The 15,977-nt window shown below is 72.6% G+C and carries 10 protein-coding genes; 7 read left to right on the top strand and 3 right to left on the bottom strand.

Annotated elements, in window-relative coordinates; genetic code table 11:
- Positions 1-5 precede the first annotated feature (5 nt).
- Positions 6-1,661, top strand: coding sequence for a molybdopterin-dependent oxidoreductase (locus ACVJ1F_RS10915; protein ID WP_456886169.1), 1,656 nt, complete (start codon positions 6-8; stop codon positions 1,659-1,661).
- 98 nt (positions 1,662-1,759) lie between these two features.
- Complete coding sequence (locus ACVJ1F_RS10910; RefSeq protein WP_456886167.1) at positions 1,760-2,059, top strand: putative quinol monooxygenase; 300 nt, start codon at positions 1,760-1,762, stop codon at positions 2,057-2,059.
- Between the two features lie 21 nt (positions 2,060-2,080).
- Here ACVJ1F_RS10910 and ACVJ1F_RS10905 read toward each other — a convergent pair whose 3' ends face one another.
- Positions 2,081-5,548: a DEAD/DEAH box helicase gene (locus tag ACVJ1F_RS10905; protein ID WP_456886165.1), complete on the bottom strand. Its 3,468-nt coding sequence runs from the start codon at positions 5,546-5,548 to the stop codon at positions 2,081-2,083.
- 341 nt (positions 5,549-5,889) lie between these two features.
- Here ACVJ1F_RS10905 and ACVJ1F_RS10900 point away from each other — a divergent pair, with 341 nt between their 5' ends.
- On the top strand, positions 5,890-6,732 hold the full coding sequence (locus tag ACVJ1F_RS10900) for an HAD family hydrolase (protein ID WP_456886163.1): 843 nt from the start codon (positions 5,890-5,892) through the stop codon (positions 6,730-6,732).
- Entirely contained in the window at positions 6,729-9,236 is a 2,508-nt protein-coding gene (locus ACVJ1F_RS10895; RefSeq protein WP_056044802.1) for a glycoside hydrolase family 65 protein, read from the top strand. Before ACVJ1F_RS10900 ends, ACVJ1F_RS10895 begins: the two co-directional genes overlap by 4 nt.
- Before the next feature lie 88 nt (positions 9,237-9,324).
- Here the strand turns inward: ACVJ1F_RS10895 and ACVJ1F_RS10890 are convergent, their stop codons facing one another.
- The gene (locus ACVJ1F_RS10890) at positions 9,325-10,857 is read right to left on the bottom strand and encodes an MFS transporter (protein ID WP_456886161.1); all 1,533 of its coding nucleotides are present in this window, start codon (positions 10,855-10,857) and stop codon (positions 9,325-9,327) included.
- Positions 10,858-10,932: 75 nt separating this feature from the next.
- Here ACVJ1F_RS10890 and ACVJ1F_RS10885 point away from each other — a divergent pair, with 75 nt between their 5' ends.
- Positions 10,933-11,589, top strand: coding sequence for a TetR/AcrR family transcriptional regulator (locus ACVJ1F_RS10885; RefSeq protein ID WP_456886159.1), 657 nt, complete (start codon positions 10,933-10,935; stop codon positions 11,587-11,589).
- A 97-nt stretch (positions 11,590-11,686) separates the two neighbouring features.
- A complete protein-coding gene (locus ACVJ1F_RS10880) occupies positions 11,687-14,221 on the top strand; it encodes a glutamate--cysteine ligase (RefSeq protein ID WP_456886157.1) in 2,535 nt (844 codons plus the stop codon).
- A 52-nt stretch (positions 14,222-14,273) separates the two neighbouring features.
- Here ACVJ1F_RS10880 and ACVJ1F_RS10875 read toward each other — a convergent pair whose 3' ends face one another.
- Positions 14,274-14,630: a hypothetical protein gene (locus ACVJ1F_RS10875; protein ID WP_456886155.1), complete on the bottom strand. Its 357-nt coding sequence runs from the start codon at positions 14,628-14,630 to the stop codon at positions 14,274-14,276.
- Between the two features lie 99 nt (positions 14,631-14,729).
- Between ACVJ1F_RS10875 and ACVJ1F_RS10870 the strand changes: the two genes are divergently transcribed.
- The gene (locus ACVJ1F_RS10870; protein WP_456886153.1) at positions 14,730-15,935 is read left to right on the top strand and encodes a hypothetical protein; all 1,206 of its coding nucleotides are present in this window, start codon (positions 14,730-14,732) and stop codon (positions 15,933-15,935) included.
- Positions 15,936-15,977: the final 42 nt, after the last annotated feature.

Raw genomic sequence — 15,977 nt, 5'->3', positions numbered from 1 at the left:
AGCCCATGTCGGTCCGCCTGTCCCCACCCGAGTCGTCGACGTCCGGCCCCGCACCGACGCCCGGCCCCACCGACCCGATGACCCCCCGCGCCGCCGGGCTGTGGGCCGCCCTCGCCGGCATCATGTCGATGGCCGCGTTCCTCGCCGCCGCGGAGGTCGTCGCCCTCGTCACCGGGCCCACCGGCAGCCCGCTCTTCGCCGTCGGCTCGGCCGTCGTCGACCTCGCCCCCGCCGGCGTGAAGGACGCCATGGTGTCCCTGTTCGGCACCGGCGACAAGGTCGCCCTCTTCGTGCTGATGGGCGTGCTGCTCGTCGTCATCACCGGCGCTGCCGGCTACGGCGAGTACCGCCGCCAGCCGATCGGCAAGATCGCCTTCGTGGCGGGCGGGGCGCTCGCCGTGATCGCGGTCCTGACCCGCGCGGACGCCGGCCAGGTCGACGCCATCCCGAGCCTCGTCGGCACCTTCGCCGCCGTGCTGCTGGTCGACAAGCTCGCCTCGCGCCTCCGTCGATGGGTCCGTTCGACGTCGGCCGGGTGGGCCGAGCAGACCCAGCCCGTCCCGCCGTTGCGCGGTCCCGGGCTCGAACGCCGGTCGTTCCTGACGTACACGGTCGTGGCCGGCGTGGCCGCGGTCGTCGTCGGCACGGGGGCCCGCGTCGTGAACGCCGGCCGGGCGAACGCCGCGGCCCTGCGGCGTGCCCTGACGCTGCCCCGCGCGAGCGTGACCGAGGCCGCGGTCCCGGCCGGCGCCTCCTTGGACGTCGAGGGCATCACGCCCTACGTCACGCCCGCCGCCGACTTCTACCGCATCGACACGGCCCTGCAGGTGCCGTCGATCGACCCGGGCGACTGGAGTCTGCGCATCCACGGCCTGGTCGATCGCGAGGTGACGATCTCGTTCGACGAGCTGCTCGCCCTGCCGCTCGAGGAGCACATGGCGACCCTCAGCTGCGTCTCGAACGACGTCGGCGGCGACCTGATCGGCAACGCGCTCTGGCTCGGCTACCCGATCCGCTCGCTGCTCGAGCGCGCGGGGCCGAACGGCGGCGCCGACATGGTGCTGTCGCGCAGCATCGACGGCTTCTCGGCCGGTACGCCGCTCGACGTGCTGCAGGACGACGGCACGGACGCCCTGCTCGCGGTCGGCATGAACGGCCAGCCGCTGCCGATCGAGCACGGCTTCCCGGTGCGGATGGTCGTACCCGGCCTGTTCGGCTACGTGTCGGCGACCAAGTGGGTCGTCGAGATGGAGGTCACGCGGTTCTCCGACGCCCAGGGCTACTGGACGCCTCGCGGCTGGGACGCCCTGGGGCCGGTCAAGCTCGAGTCGCGCATCGACGTGCCCCGCGACGGGGCCTCCGTCGACGCCGGGACGGTCTCGATCGCGGGGGTGGCCTGGCAGCCGCACACGGGCGTCGAGGCGGTCCAGGTACGGATCGACGGCGGCTCGTGGCTCGACGCGACCCTGGCCGACTCGGTCTCGGCCGACACGTGGCGCCAGTGGGTCCATCGCTGGGACGCCGGGGCCGCGGGCTCGGGGTCGCACACGATCGACGTGCGGGCGCAGGGCGCGGACGGCACCTGGCAGCGCGAGCAGTACGTCCAGCCGGCTCCGAACGGGGCCGAGGGCTGGCACCGCGTGACCGTCGAGGTCGCCTGACCCGGCGGACGAGGAGGCGCGGGTGCCAGGGTGGGAGGTCGCGGCCCGTCCGCCGCGCGGCCCGCTCCCGGGGCCGCCGCCCGATCGAAGGGACCACCATGTCCACCACCGTCCACCTCGAACTGCACGTCGACCCCGCCCGGCTCGACGTCGCCCACGAGATCGCCCGCGAGACCCTCGTCGCCACGCGCGCCTGGCCCGGCTGCGAGGGGCTCGAGGTGCTGATCGACGACGCCGACCCGTCGGTCATGATCGTCGTCGAGACGTGGGCCTCGTCGGCCGACCACGACGCCTACGTCGCCTGGCGCGCCACGCCCGAGGGGGCCAACCGCCTGCCCGAGGTCTTGCTGGCGCCGCCGACCACGCGGACCTTCGCCGAGACGGTGTCGCTGGCCTGACGCCCGCTGCCCCGGCTCGGGTCAGGCGTCGAGCAGGCCGCGGATGTCGTCGGCGGTGAGCGCCGCGTTGAACACGGCGTCGTCGTCCATCACGGCGTCGAAGAGCTGCGACTTCTGGGCCTGGAGGGCCAGGACCTTCTCCTCGATGGTGTCGTTCGCGATCATCCGGTAGACCATCACGTTGTCGGTCTGCCCGATGCGGTGCGTGCGGTCGACCGCCTGGGCCTCCGTGGCCGGGTTCCACCACGGGTCGAGGATGAACACGTAGTCCGCCTCGGTCAGGTTGAGGCCGAACCCACCCGCCTTCAGGCTGATGAGGAACGCGGGTGCGTCGCCGGTCTTGAACCGATCGATCACCTCGGCCCGACGTCGGGTCGACCCGTCGAGGTACTCGAACGCGACCCCACGCTGTTCGAGCCGGGCGGCGACCTTGTGCAAGAACGTCGTGAACTGGCTGAAGATCAAGGCGCGGTGTCCTTCGGCGATCACGTCCTCGAGTTCGTCGAGCAACTGGTCGAGCTTCGCCGAGGGGATGTCGGCGTAGGCCTCGTCGACGAGTGAGGCGTCGAGCGAGAGGAGGCGCAGCAGGGTGAGCGACCGGAAGACGATGAACCGGTTGCGGTCGAGGTCGTCCATCAGGCCGAGCAGCTTCTGTCGTTCACGCTGCAGGAAGGCGTCGTAGAGGTCGCGGTGCGCGGGGTCGAGGTCGACGCGGAGGACCTGCTCCTGCTTGGCGGGCAGGTCGGACGCGACCTGTTCTTTCGTCCGGCGCATCATCAGGGGTCGGATGCGCCGGCGGAGCTTCTGGAGCAGGTCGGGTGCCTCGCCCGTGGCGATGGGCTTGACGTAGTCGTCGGCGAAGCGGACGCTGCTGCCGAGCAGTCCGGGCGCCACCACGTGCAGCAAGGACCACAGGTCGGTCAGGCTGTTCTCGAGCGGCGTGCCGGTGATGGCGAGCTTGAACGGCACGTCGAGGTCGACCGCGCACCGGTGGGCCTGCGAGGCACGGTTCTTGACGAACTGTGCCTCGTCGAGGATCAGCCCCGCCCACCCTTCGGCCTGGTAGGCGGCGAAGTCGAGGCGGAACAGGGCGTACGAGGTGACGACGACGTCGGCATCCCGGGCGAGGTCGTGCACCGAACCGCGTCCGCCCTTGGCCTGCGTGGCGGTCACGGCGCGGACGGTCAGCCCTGGTGTGAAGCGGGCGGCCTCGGCCACCCAGTTCGACACGACCGACGTCGGGGCCACGACGAGGAAGGGCGCGGGAGGAGCGCCGGGACCGTCGGCCGCGGCCGCGGCCGGGGCCGCCTCGGCCGTGGCCGTGGCCGCTGCCGTGGCCGTGGCCGGTGCCGGGTCCGCGGCGGCTGCCGGGCCGCCTGCCCGCACCCGTTCGGTCTCGCGCACGTGCGCGACGAGGGCGAGCGTCTGCAGGGTCTTGCCGAGGCCCATGTCGTCGGCCAGCACCCCGCCGAGCCCCTGCTCGTGGAGGAAGGCGAGCCAGGCGAACCCCTCGTGCTGGTACGGGCGGAGGGTCGCGTCGACCGTGGCCGGCACGGGGGTCGCCGTGGCGGCTGCGAGGCCGCCGGCGTCGGCCAGGGCGAGCAGTCCGCCGACCGACCGCTGCCACTCGGCGGCGGGCACCGTCTCGTCGGCGAGTTCGTCGAGCTCGGACCAGAGGCTGGCCTGGTAGCGGTTGATGCGCGGCGCGACCTCCCATTCGTCGAGTGCCGACGCCTCGTCGATGAGCCTCTTGAGCTCGTCGAAGGCCGGGTGGTCGAGGGACAGGTACGAGTGGTCGACCAGCAGCAGCTTCTTGCGCCCCTTCGCGAGGGCGGTGATGAGCGGCGTGAAGGGCACGGTCCGTCCCTCGACGGTGACCAGCACGCCGAGGTCGAACCAGTCGCGCTTGTCGGTCGGCATCGTGGTGATGGTCAGTCGGGGCTCGTCGGTCAGCTCGTGGTAGTCGGGCCGCGTGCCGACGAGGTCGACCTGCACGTCGGGTCGCGCCTCGAGTGCCGGCAGCGTGCCGGTCGCGAACTCGGCTGCGGTCACCCCCTTCAGCACCTGGTCGCGGGGGACGACGTCGAGTTCGGCCAGGTCGGGGACGGGGGAGTGGGCCGTCAGCGGTCGGGGTGCCCCGTCGATCGTCCACCGCCAGGTCAGGCGGATGGTCTGCCCCTTCTCGAACCCGACGGTGAGCGTCAGCACGGGCGGCACGATCGTCGGGAACTCGATCGACGCGTCCGAGCTGACGACGTCGACGCGCCGGCGGAGGGTGGGGTAGTAGTCGCGGAGGAACTCGTCGGAGTCGGCGGCCGGGACCACGACCTCGGGCGTGATGGTCAGCAACCGCCGTTGCTCGTCGTCGAGCGGCCCCGCGGTCGGCGCGAGCGTGAAGGTCGGTGCGGGTTCGTGGGCGACGCACCACACCCCGTGGTCGGCGATGACGCCGGTCGACTCCGCGCGACGGGCCACGCCGTCGACGGTGACCCCGGCGGTCAGCAGCATCGAGCCGTCGTCGCCCCGCACCGCGTCGACCGTGACGCGGGCCTCGTCGCCGACGACGACGTCGGTCGCGCGCTTGCCCGTCACGAGCGAGATGCCCAGGCGACCGGCCTCGGCCAGCAGCGGCCACAGCAACGGGCTGGCGAAGTCGTCGACGAACAACCAGTCGGCGTCGCCCGGCGTGTAGGTCGAGACCGCCGACCGGTGGAGCGCCGCGAACTGGCCGAACCAGGCGTGCTGATCGGGCTCGATGGCCAGCCGGTTGAGCTGGTACGGCAGCGACGTCCAGGTCAGGTTGCCGCGCACCCAGTTGCCCGTGCCGCTCAGGGTGACCGGCCGTACGCCGAGTCGCTGCACCGTCGGTCCGCCCTGCCGCCGGGCCGAGGGCGCGACCGCGCGCCCCCGGGTCGAGTGCGCCCGGTCGCGCAGTTCGAAGAGCAGACCCATGCGCGTCGTCCGGACCGAGGAGGCGCGGGTCGGCTGCCCGATCGCCCCCACCGTCGACCGCCAGTCGCTCGCTCCCGTGCCGGACCGGGCCGCCCCGAGCGCGGTCACGCCCCCGGTCGTCAGCTCGTCGACGGTGGGGGCCGGGGCGCTGCGATCGGCCACGGCCCGGGAGTTGCTCTGCAACAGCGTCGCCGCGACGTGCTTGCAGTCGCTGCCGATCGGGCAGGTGCAGCGGCTGCGGACCGGTCGGCTGTACTCGCCGCGGGTCGCCCGCAGGTCGACGACGACCTGGTAGGGCGTCGACTCGGCCCCTCGGACGGTGCCCTCGAGGCGCTCGTCCGCGGGGTGCCAGGCGGTGTCGAGCACGGATCCGTCGCGGACGTATTCTTTCGCCCGGTTGAAGGCGCGCGGTCCGACGAGCCGGATGACGTCGACGGCGTCGACCATCGGCACGGCCGTCGAGTGGACGGGGCCGTCGGCGTCGCCGTCACCGGCCGGGAAGCCGTCGTGCACGTCGAACTCGTCGCCCAGGTCCATGCCGCCCATGATGTCAGCCGCCGCCGACACCTCCGGCTCGCTCCCCAGGTGTCGTGGTCCTCCCCTGGATCGTCCGCCGGCCCCCGTCGTCCCGCCCCCAGGGCGTGCGTCGTCCACACCCCCGGACGTGTGGCTAGGTGTCGGGGCGCAGCGGTGCCACACTTGACCCGTGGGGCCCACCCCGCATCACCCCGTCGGCACAGCAGCTGGCCCGCACCACCCGCTCGTCCCGTCGCCCCGCGTCATCGTCCTGCCCGAAACGTTCCCGCCTCACCGGCACCGAGCCGTCGTCGCCCCGGTGCCTCTCACCCTGCCCGCACGCTCGAAGGGATCGGCACCCCGTGTCCATCGCCACGCCCCGCGACGCCTCGCGCCTCTCGCACCTCCGCGCCCTGCTCTTCGACCTGGACGGCGTCCTGACGCCGACCGCCGAGGTCCACATGCGCGCGTGGGCCCGCCTCTTCGGCGACTACTTCGCCGCGCACGACCTCGCGCCCTACACCGAGGCCGACTACTTCGAGCACGTCGACGGTCGGCCCCGTTACGACGGCGTCCGGGCGATGCTCGCGGCCCGCGACGTCGTCCTGCCCGAGGGGTCACCCGACGACGACCCCGAGGCCGAGACGGTGTGCGGTCTCGGCAACCGCAAGAACGCGGCCTTCGCCGCCGAGCTCGCCGAGAACGGCGTCACGCCGTACCCGGGGTCGGTGGCCTTCCTCGACCGGGCCCTCGCCGAGGGCGTCCGGGTCGCCGTGGTCTCCAGCTCGCGCAACGCCGTGCCGGTGCTCGAGGCCGCGGGCCTCCGCGACCGCTTCGACGTGATCGTCGACGGCGTCGTGGCCGCGGCCGAGGGCATCGCCGGCAAGCCCGCCCCCGACACGTACCTCGAAGGCGCCCGCCGCCTCGGCCTCACCGCCGACGATTGCGTCGTCGTCGAGGACGCGCAGTCCGGCGTCGAGGCCGGTCGCCGCGGTTCCTTCGGCCTCGTGCTCGGGGTCGACCGCGGCACGGGCGCGCAGACCCTCCTCGACTTCGGGGCCGACCTGGTGGTCGACGACCTCGGCGAGTTGGTCGAGGCGCTCGACCGAACCCGCGCCTCCTCGGCTCCGAATCCCGACCAGGCGACACCGGGCACCCCCTCGACCAGCAGCAGCAGCACCGGCACCACGGAGGCACAGTCGTGAACCACATCACGTCCGACCCGCTCGACCGCTCTCGGTTCCCCGTCGACGAGTGGGCATTCGTCGAGGACGAGTACATCCAAGGCGACGAGGGCCTCACGGAGACCGTCTTCGCGGTCGGCAACGGGTACCTCGGCCTCCGCGGCAACCCCGACGAGGGGCGCGGCGGTCACTCGTTCGGCACCTTCGTCAACGGGTTCCACGAGACCTGGCCCATCCGGCACGCCGAAGAGGCCTTCGGGTTCGCCCGGGTCGGCCAGACGATCGTCAACGTGCCCGACGCGAAGGTCATCCGCCTCTACGTCGACGACGAACCGTTCGTGCTCTTCGAGGCCGACATCCTCCGCCACACGCGACGCCTCGACTTCCGCGACGGCGTCCTCACCCGCGAGATCGACTGGCGCACGCCCTCGGGCAAGCGCGTCCTGGTGACCAGCCGCCGTCTGGTGAGCTTCGAGGACCGCCACCTGGTCGTCATCGAGTACGAAGTCACGATGCTCGACTCGTCGGCGTCGCTGCTGATCTCGAGCCAGATCCTCAACCGTCAGGACATGGGCGACCAGTACCACGCCGGCATGCGGGCCGCGGCCGAGGCGTTCGACCCGCGCAAGGCCGAGTCGTTCGACGACCGGGTGCTCCAGCCCGTGCTCAACCGCAACGGCGGCACGCGGGCCGTGCTCGGCTACCGCACGACGAACTCGGGCATGACGATCGCGGTCGGCGCCGAGCACCGCATCGAGACCGACGCCGAGTGGGACCAGTCCTCGCAGATCGACGACGACATCGCCAAGCACGTCTACCGCGTGAAGGCGCAGGCCGGCCAGAAGGTCCGCCTGACCAAGACGATCACCTACCACACGAGTCGCGGCGTGCCGCCTCGCGAACTGGCCGACCGGTGCGACCGCACCCTCGACCGGGCCGCCGAGACGCCCACGGCCGAGATCTTCGAGCACCAGCGCGCCTGGCTCGACGACTTCTGGCAGCGCAGCGACGTCCAGGTCGCCGGCCAACCCGAGATCCAGCAGGCCGTCCGCTGGAACCTCTTCCAGCTCGCGCAGGCGACGGCCCGGACCGACGGTCAGGGGGTCGCGGCCAAGGGCGTGACGGGGTCGGGCTACGGCGGACACTACTTCTGGGACACCGAGATCTACGTCCTGCCGTTCCTGACGTACACCTCGCCCAACGTGGCCCGGAACGCCCTGCGCTTCCGTCTGGGCATGCTCGACGCCGCCCGTGACCGGGCCGTCGAGTTGAACCAGCGCGGCGCGCTGTTCCCGTGGCGCACCATCAACGGGCTCGAGTCGAGCGCGTACTACGCCGCCGGCACGGCCCAGTACCACATCGACGCCGACATCAGCCACGCCCTCAGCCAGTACGTCCAGGCGACCGGCGACGAGGACTTCCTGCAGAGAGGTGCCGTCGACATCCTCGTCGAGACGGCGCGCCTGTGGGCCGACCTCGGCTTCTGGCGCTCGAACGGCGACCAGCGGTTCCACATCGACGGGGTCACCGGGCCCGACGAGTACACGACCGTCGTCGACGACAACCTCTACACGAACGTCATGGCGCGGGCGAACCTCCGGGCGGCCGTCCGGGCGGTCACCCGCCTGAAGGACGACTCTCCCGTCGCGTTCGACCGGATGGTCGACCGCCTCGGCCTCGAGGAGCACGAGATCACGGGGTGGCAGCTCGCCGCCGAGGCGATGCACATCCCGTACGACGACCACCGGGGCATCCACCCGCAGGACGCCCAGTTCCTCGACAAGGAGCTCTGGGACCTCGAGGCCACCCCGGCGAACAAGCGACCGCTGCTGTTGCACTACCACCCGCTGGTCATCTACCGCTTCCAGGTGCTCAAGCAGGCGGACGTCGTGCTCGCGCTCTACCTGCAGGGCGACGAGTTCACGCCCGAGCAGAAGCTGCGCAACTTCGAGTACTACGACGCGCTGACGACGGGCGACTCGACCCTGTCCGGCGTCGTGCAGTCGATCATCGCGGCCGAGGTGGGCCACCACCAGCTGTCGCAGCAGTACTTCCTGTCGTCCCTCTACGTCGACCTGGCCGACCTGCACAAGAACACGTCCGACGGCGTCCACGTGGCGTCGACCGGCGGCATCTGGAGCGCGCTGGTCAACGGGTACGGCGGCATGCGCGACTGGCTCGGCTCGATCACCTTCGACCCGCGCCTGCCGGCCGACTGGGACGAGCTCTCGTTCCGCGTCGCGATCAAGGGCAGCCGGGTGCGCGTCGACCTCGCCCAGCACGAGATCGTCTTCACCGTCGAGACGGGCGACGCCGTGACGTTGTCCGTCCGCGGCGACGAGTTCCGGGTCACCCCCGAGGCTCCGGTGCGGGTGGCCCTCGAGGGCCAGGGGCCGCGCATCACCACGCGCGTCCCCACGACGAGCGACCTCCGCGGGCTGATGCGCGCCGACGGTTCGGTCATCACGGCGTCGATCCCGACGATCAGCGTCGACCGCTACGACGAGGACGAAGCCGCGTCCTGACCGACGCGACGTCCGACGCCCGGACGACCCGCGCCTCCCCGGCCCCGAGGGCTGAGGAGGCGCGGGTCGTCCGGGCGAGGGGGTCGCGTCAGTGCACCGGGACCGATGCGTCCACGGCGGGCGAGGCCGACGCGTCCACCTCGTCCGACTGCGGGATGCGGCGACGGAACAGCAGGGCCGCGATGACCGCGCCGACCGCGAAGAACCCTGCTCCCCACCAGTACGCCGTGGCGTAGCCGGTCACGGCGGCCTCGGCCGCGACGGCCCCGGTCGCGGGCAGGTGGTCGGCCACGTAGTTCGCGGCCGCGGTCGCCGCCAGGGTGTTGAGCAGTGCCGTGCCGATCGACCCGCCGACCTGCTGGCTCGTGTTGACCATGGCCGAGGCGACGCCCGCGTGTCCGCGGTCGACGCCGAGCGTGGCGGTCTGGATCGACGCGGGCATGATCGAGCCCATGCCGAAGCCCAACACCATCAACGCCGGCAGGACGTTGGCGGCGTACATGCTCTCGAGGTCGAGCCGGGTGAGCAGCAACATGCCGACCACGCCGAGGGACATGCCGAACGGCACCATGATCTTGGGCCCGAAGCGCGGCACGAAGATGTTCGTCGACAGCTGGGCCGCGAGGACGAGCATCGCGATCATGGGCAGGAAGGCCAGGCCGGTCTTGGTCGGCGTGTACCCGAGCGAGGTCTGCAGGTAGTACGTCACGAACAGGAAGATGCCGAACATGCCCGCACCCGCGATGGTCACCGACGCGTAGGCGGCACCCCGGTTGCGGTCGAGCACGATCGACAGGGGCAGCAGGGGGTGCTCGGCCCGGCGCTGCCACGTGACGAACGAGGTGAGCAGCACGACGGCCGCCGCCAGGAAGCCCCAGGTCAGCGGCGAGTCCCAACCCTGCGTCTCGGCGTTCGAGAAGCCGTAGACGAGCGAGAAGAGCGCGCCGGAGACGAGCAGCGTGCCGGGCACGTCGAGCTTGGGTCGCGGTCCGGTGCGGGTGACGTGCGACACGAAGATCGCGGCCCCGACGATCGCGACGGCGGCGATGACGACGTTGATGTAGAGGTTCCAGCGCCACGAGGCGTACTGGGTCAGGAACCCGCCGAGCAGCAGGCCGATGGCTCCGCCGGCACCGGCGATCGCCCCGAACACGCCGAACGCGCGGGCGCGCTCCTTCGGGATCGTGAAGGTCGTGGTCAAGACGGCGAGGGCGGTCGGGGCGAGCAGGGCGCCGAACGCGCCCTGCAGGGCGCGGGCGAAGACGAGCAGCCCGAAGGTGCCGGCCGCACCGCCGAGGGCCGAGGCGAGGGCGAAGCCGATCAGGCCGATGATGAACGTGCGCTTGCGGCCGATCAGGTCGCTGACGCGGCCGCCGACGAGCAGCAGGCTGCCGAAGGCGAGCGAGTAGGCGGTGATGATCCACTGCCGGTCGCCGTCCGAGAAGCCGAGGTCGGTCTGGGCGGCGGGCAGCGCGATGTTCACGACGGTCGAGTCGAGGACGACCATCAGTTGGGCGAGGGCGACGGTGGTGAGGGTCCACCAGCGCCGGGACGGCGGCGGGGTGGGGGAGGACGAGGAGGCGCGGGTCGCGCCGTCAGGGGAGGTGGAGGCCTGAGACATGAGCGCGAGCATATACGAGTCTCGCCAGTTTCGGATACAGGCAGTTTCGTAAACATCCGAGGTAGAGTCGCCCCCATGACCGACAGGGAAGGCGCGGCGACGACGCCCGCCGAGACCGACCCCGCGACCCCCTCGCGACCGGGTCGCAAGCGCGACCACAGCCGCGACCCCGAGATCCTCCGGTGCACCATCGACGTGCTCGCCGAGACCGGTTTCGAGGGCATGACCATCGAGATGGTGGCCGCGCGCGCCAAGGCCGGCAAGGCCACGCTCTACCGCCGCTGGGCCTCGAAGGGCGAGCTCGTCGTCGACGCGGTGGCCTGCCTCAAGCAGGGGGCCGTCGACCTCGACGGCCTGCCCGACACCGGCACGCTGCGCGGAGACCTCCTGGCGATGATCAAGCCGCACAGCATCGACGACGCCGAGAAGAAGATGCGGGTCATGGCGGGCGTCGTGACGATGCTCTCGACCACGCCCGAGCTGGCCGAGGCCGTCGACGCCGCGATCGTCCAACCCCGTGCCGAGGCCAACCGCCTGCTGCTGCGCCGCGCCCTCGAGCGAGGCGAGATCGCGGCCGACACCGACATCGAGGCACTCGCCCTCGTCACCCCGTCGATGGTGTCGTACCGGGTGCTCGTCCTCCGCAAGCCCGTCGACCGCGACTACCTCGTCGGGCTCATAGACGGCGTGCTGCTGCCCGCCGCGGGGGTGCGCCAGACCGCTCGGGTCTGACTCCGAGGCCAACGGGGCCGCGCCTCCTCGTGACCCGTTCATGTGAAATCCTCATGAAGAGGCGGGCAGAACCGGGCCACGCCCGTACTGTGCAGGCATGAGCGCAGAGCTGACGCTGGGGGCGGAAGAAGAACTGCACCTGATCGACCTCGAGACGGGGCGTCTGTCGGCCAGGGCGCCGCACCTCCTCGCCCGGCTGCCTGCCGACCGCTACGGGGCCGAACTGCAGCGCACCACGATCGAGACCAACGTCCCGGTCGTGACCACGCTCGACGACCTGCGGCGTGAGATCCTGACCCTCCGTCGGGACCTCGTCGAGGTGACGACCGCCGAGGGGCTCGCCATCGGCGCCGTCGGCACGGCCCCGCGCAGCGAGGTCGCCGACTTCGAACTGACCACGACCGGGCGCTACGGGCGCATGCACGAGCAGTACCGCCTGCTCGTGGACGAGCAGCTGATCTGCGGCCTGCAGATCCACGTGGGCGTCGCCGACCGCGACCTCGCCGTGGACGTCGCCGGGCGGATCGCCCCGGTGCTGCCCGCCCTACTCGCCCTGAGCGCCAGCTCGCCCTACCTCAACGGCCAGGACACCGGTTACGCGAGCATCCGCTCGCTCATCTGGCAACGGTGGCCGAGCGCCGGGGCGACCGGCCCGATGGCCGACGCCGCCGAGTACGACCAGCTGCTCGCCGACCTCATCGGGTCGGGCGTGATCGCCGACAGCGGCATGGCCTACTTCGACGTCCGGCCCTCGAGCCACGCGCCCACCCTCGAGCTGCGCACCTGCGACGCCTGCCCGCTGGTCGACGACGCGGTGCTGATCGCCGGCCTCTACCGCGCCGCGGTGCGCCGGGCCGAGACGGACGTCGAGGCCGGCCGCCCCGCCCGGCACCGGGCGGCGCCGCTGCACCGGGCCGCGATGTGGCAGGCGGCGCGCAGCGGGCTCGCCGGCGAGCTGCTCGACCTCGAACAGCACCCCTCGCGGTTGCCCGCGGCCGAGGCGGTCCGGCAGCTCGTGACCCGGCTGCGGCCACAACTCGAGGAGTTCGGCGACTGGCAGACCGTGTCCGACCTCGCCGAGGCCACGCTCGCCCGGGGCAACTCGGCCGACCGGCAGCGCGCCGCCTTCGCCGAGAGGGGACGGCTCGACGACGTGGTCGACCTGGTCGTCCGCGAGACGCACGGTCCCGCCGCCGGGCTCGACGACCCGGCGCCGACCCTCGTGGGGTACCGGTTCCGTGCCGGCGACGAGGCGATCGGCCCGGGACTCCACCCCCGCCCGGCCTACCGGGACGTCGCCGGCTTCTTCCAGCAGCTCGGCGCGACCGAGGCCCGCGCCCGCGCCGTCGCACGGGACGCCTGGTGCGAGCGGGCCGGTCTCGGGTTCGGCGTCGGCGGCGACCACCGGGCGTTCCACTGCGACCTCGTGCCCCGCATCGTCACGCGGCACGAGTGGAGCCGCCTCGAGGCCGGCCTGACCCAGCGCGCCCGGGCGATCGAGGCGTTCCTCCGCGACGCCTACGGTGAGCGCCGGGTCGTCGCGGACGGCGTGCTGACCCACGAGCAGGTCGTCGGCGCGGCGGGGTGGCGGACCGAGGCCACCCGGCTGCCCGCGGACGCCGTGCGCGCGGCGGTGCAGGGTTTCGACCTCGTGCGCGACGAGCTCGGTGGCTGGCGCGTGCTCGAGGACAACGTCCGGGCACCGAGCGGGGCCGCGTTCTCGATCGCCGTGCGACGGCTGCTCGACGAGGTGGTGCCGGACGCTCCGCGGCCGGCGGGGCTGCTCGACCCGACGAGCGTGTTCTCGGTGCTGAGGGCGACGCTGCTGGCGCACGCCGCGCCTCCTCGGGGCGGAGGCGAGCCGGTCGGCGCGGTCCTCAGCGAGGGCCCCGCGAGCCCGGCCTGGTACGAGCACCGCACCCTCGCCGAGGGCGCGGGGCTGCTGCTGCTGCAGGCCGACGACGTCGAGGTCCGGGAGGCGCGGGTCGTCGACCGCAGGACCGGCACCGTCGTCGACGCGCTCTACCTGCGGCTCGACCGCGAGCTGGTCGACGTGCACGCGCCGCACGACCCGTTGCTCGGCGAGCACCTGATGGACGTGGCGGCGGCGGGCGGCGTCGTGCTCGTCAACGCCCCCGGCAACGGGCTGGTCGACGACAAGGCGATGTACTGCGCGGTACCCGACCTCATCTGGTACTACCTGGGCGAGCGTCCGCTGCTCGAGTCGGTGCCGACCTACCGGACGGGCGACCCGGCCGAGCGGCTCGCGGTCCTCGACCGGGTGGGCGAGCTCGTCACGAAGCCGGTGGACGGCGAGGGGGGTCGCGGCGTCCTGATCGGCCCCTCGGCCAGCGCGGCGGTCGTGGCCGAGCGTCGGGCCGAGATCGCCCGGGACCCGTCGGGCTGGGTCGCGCAGGAGGTGGTGACGTTGTCGTCGCACCCGACCCTGACCCCGACCGGGCTGCAGCCCCGGCACGTCGACCTCCGCTGCTTCGTGTACCTCACCGGCACCGGGGCGGGCGAGAGCGTGCTCGCCGACCTGGCGCTGACCCGCGTGGCGCCCGAGGGCAGCATGATCGTGAACTCGTCGCAGGGCGGGGGCGCGAAGGACACCTGGATCGTGGGCGTCTGACCCGTCGGCGTCCCCGAGGGAGGCGCGGTGTCGGCCCGTGCCCCGTCACCGGTCAGAAGGGCCCGGCGGCCTTCGCGATCGCCTCGAACAGGGCGGTCGTGTCGTCGTCGCGGCGCTTGACCGACGTGCCGATCGTGCCGCCGGGGGAGTGGACCTCGGCCGAGACCCGGCTGCCCTTCTCGGACGGGGCGAAGTCGAGCCTCACGGTGTCCGTGCCGCTGGCCGACGCCGACCGACGCAGAAGCGTGGCCCCCGTCTCGTCGGCGTCCCCCAACGAGAACGTGGGGCTCGCCTGCAGTGCTCGACGCACGAGGCCGGGCAGCATCGCCACCGGCAGTTTCAGGTCGAGCGTCGCCCGGGTCACCTCGGGGTCGCCTCGGACGATCTGGGGTCCACGCGTGTCGGCCATGGTCGGAGCGTAGTGCCGACGGACGGCTCCGTCGATCCCCCGGGGCAGTGGACCATGAGGATCTCTCGCTCACCTGCGTCGTCCCCCTACGCTGGGCTCGTGAGTGAACAGACCCTTCCGCCTGGCTCGGGCGGCGTCCCCCTGCCCCCGCCACCCTCGGCCGACGAGATGCGGGCGACGAGCCAACGGATCGACGAGCTGACCCGGGTGTCCGAACTGCGGGGCATCGACGACACCGACGCCCAGGCCGACCTCTGGGACGCCCTCTTCGCCCTCGACCGCTGGTGGTTCATCGCCCGTGGCGAACTGCCCGACGTGCAGCCCCTGGTGGCCGACGTCGACGGACGTCCGATGGTCCTGGCCTTCACGTCGCCCGAGCGGGCGCGGCAGCACGGCTTCGCGCGAGGGCTGTCGGACGAGGAGGCCGGCCGGCTCCTCGCCCTGCCGTCGAGGGGCTTCGTCGACGATGCCGTCGCGCGGGAGCGCACCGGCGTGTTCGGCGTCCTCTTCGACGTCGAGGGGAAGGGACCCTATGCACCCCTGGGTGCACTCGACGCCATGCGGAAGTTCGGCGTCGATCGGCGGGCGCGGCGCACAGCAGACTCGAACGGCTCGACGTCCACGCCGCCGGCCGGTCCGGACCGCTTCGCCCGCCCGACGGACGCGCCGGTGCTCGTGGTCGCCCAGGACGGTCGGCGGCTCCGGCGTCAGCTGGTCGGTTCAGGCGTCGGAGTCCTCCTCGCCCTCGCCCTGCTCGCCGCCCTCGTGACGTGGGCGATCACCAGCACCGCGCTGCTCTGGTTCGTGGTCGCCCTCTGGATCTTGCCGACGTTGTTGCCGATCGCGACGTTCTCCGAGTACGTCGGAGCCGTGCGCCGCCGTGGCCGGCCGTCCTTGTCGGTCCACGCGTCGGCGATCGTCATCGACGGCAGCGTCGTCGTGCCGTGGCACTCGGTCACCCGGGTGAGCTGGGTCGACGGGCCGGCCGGCCCCCTGGCCGGCGCGGGCGGGAGGTCGGTGCGACGGCTGTCGATCGTCGCCCGTCTGTTCGCGATCGGCGACGGGAAGCGGCTCGTCAACTTCCACCTGCGGGACCACGACGAGGTGCGTCGGCACGCCGGTAGCGAGGGGACGACGCGACTGGTCGACCCGACCCGCGCAACGCCGTCGCTGCCGGCGGACGCCGCCCACGCCTACGTCGTTCTCACCGACGCCCTCGGGTCGACCGACTTCGCCGCCATGACCGGCGTGTTGCAGGGCCTGGTCGAGGACCGCGGGCTCGGCTGGTCCCGCGCGGTCGAGTAGGCGACAGGCCGCTGAGGAGCCGCGTCGGGGTCGCAGCGGGCA

The organism is Frigoribacterium sp. 2355 (assembly GCF_054060695.1).
This window is presented reverse-complemented; position numbering and strand designations above follow the sequence as displayed.

Coding starts and splice junctions, on each gene's coding strand:
- ACVJ1F_RS10915 (WP_456886169.1), top strand. CDS start 6: ATGTCGGTCCGCCTGTCCCCACCCGAGTCGTCGACGTCCGGCCCCGCA.
- ACVJ1F_RS10910 (WP_456886167.1), top strand. CDS start 1,760: ATGTCCACCACCGTCCACCTCGAACTGCACGTCGACCCCGCCCGGCTC.
- ACVJ1F_RS10905 (WP_456886165.1), bottom strand. CDS start 5,548: ATGGACCTGGGCGACGAGTTCGACGTGCACGACGGCTTCCCGGCCGGT.
- ACVJ1F_RS10890 (WP_456886161.1), bottom strand. CDS start 10,857: ATGTCTCAGGCCTCCACCTCCCCTGACGGCGCGACCCGCGCCTCCTCG.
- ACVJ1F_RS10885 (WP_456886159.1), top strand. CDS start 10,933: ATGACCGACAGGGAAGGCGCGGCGACGACGCCCGCCGAGACCGACCCC.
- ACVJ1F_RS10880 (WP_456886157.1), top strand. CDS start 11,687: ATGAGCGCAGAGCTGACGCTGGGGGCGGAAGAAGAACTGCACCTGATC.
- ACVJ1F_RS10875 (WP_456886155.1), bottom strand. CDS start 14,630: ATGGCCGACACGCGTGGACCCCAGATCGTCCGAGGCGACCCCGAGGTG.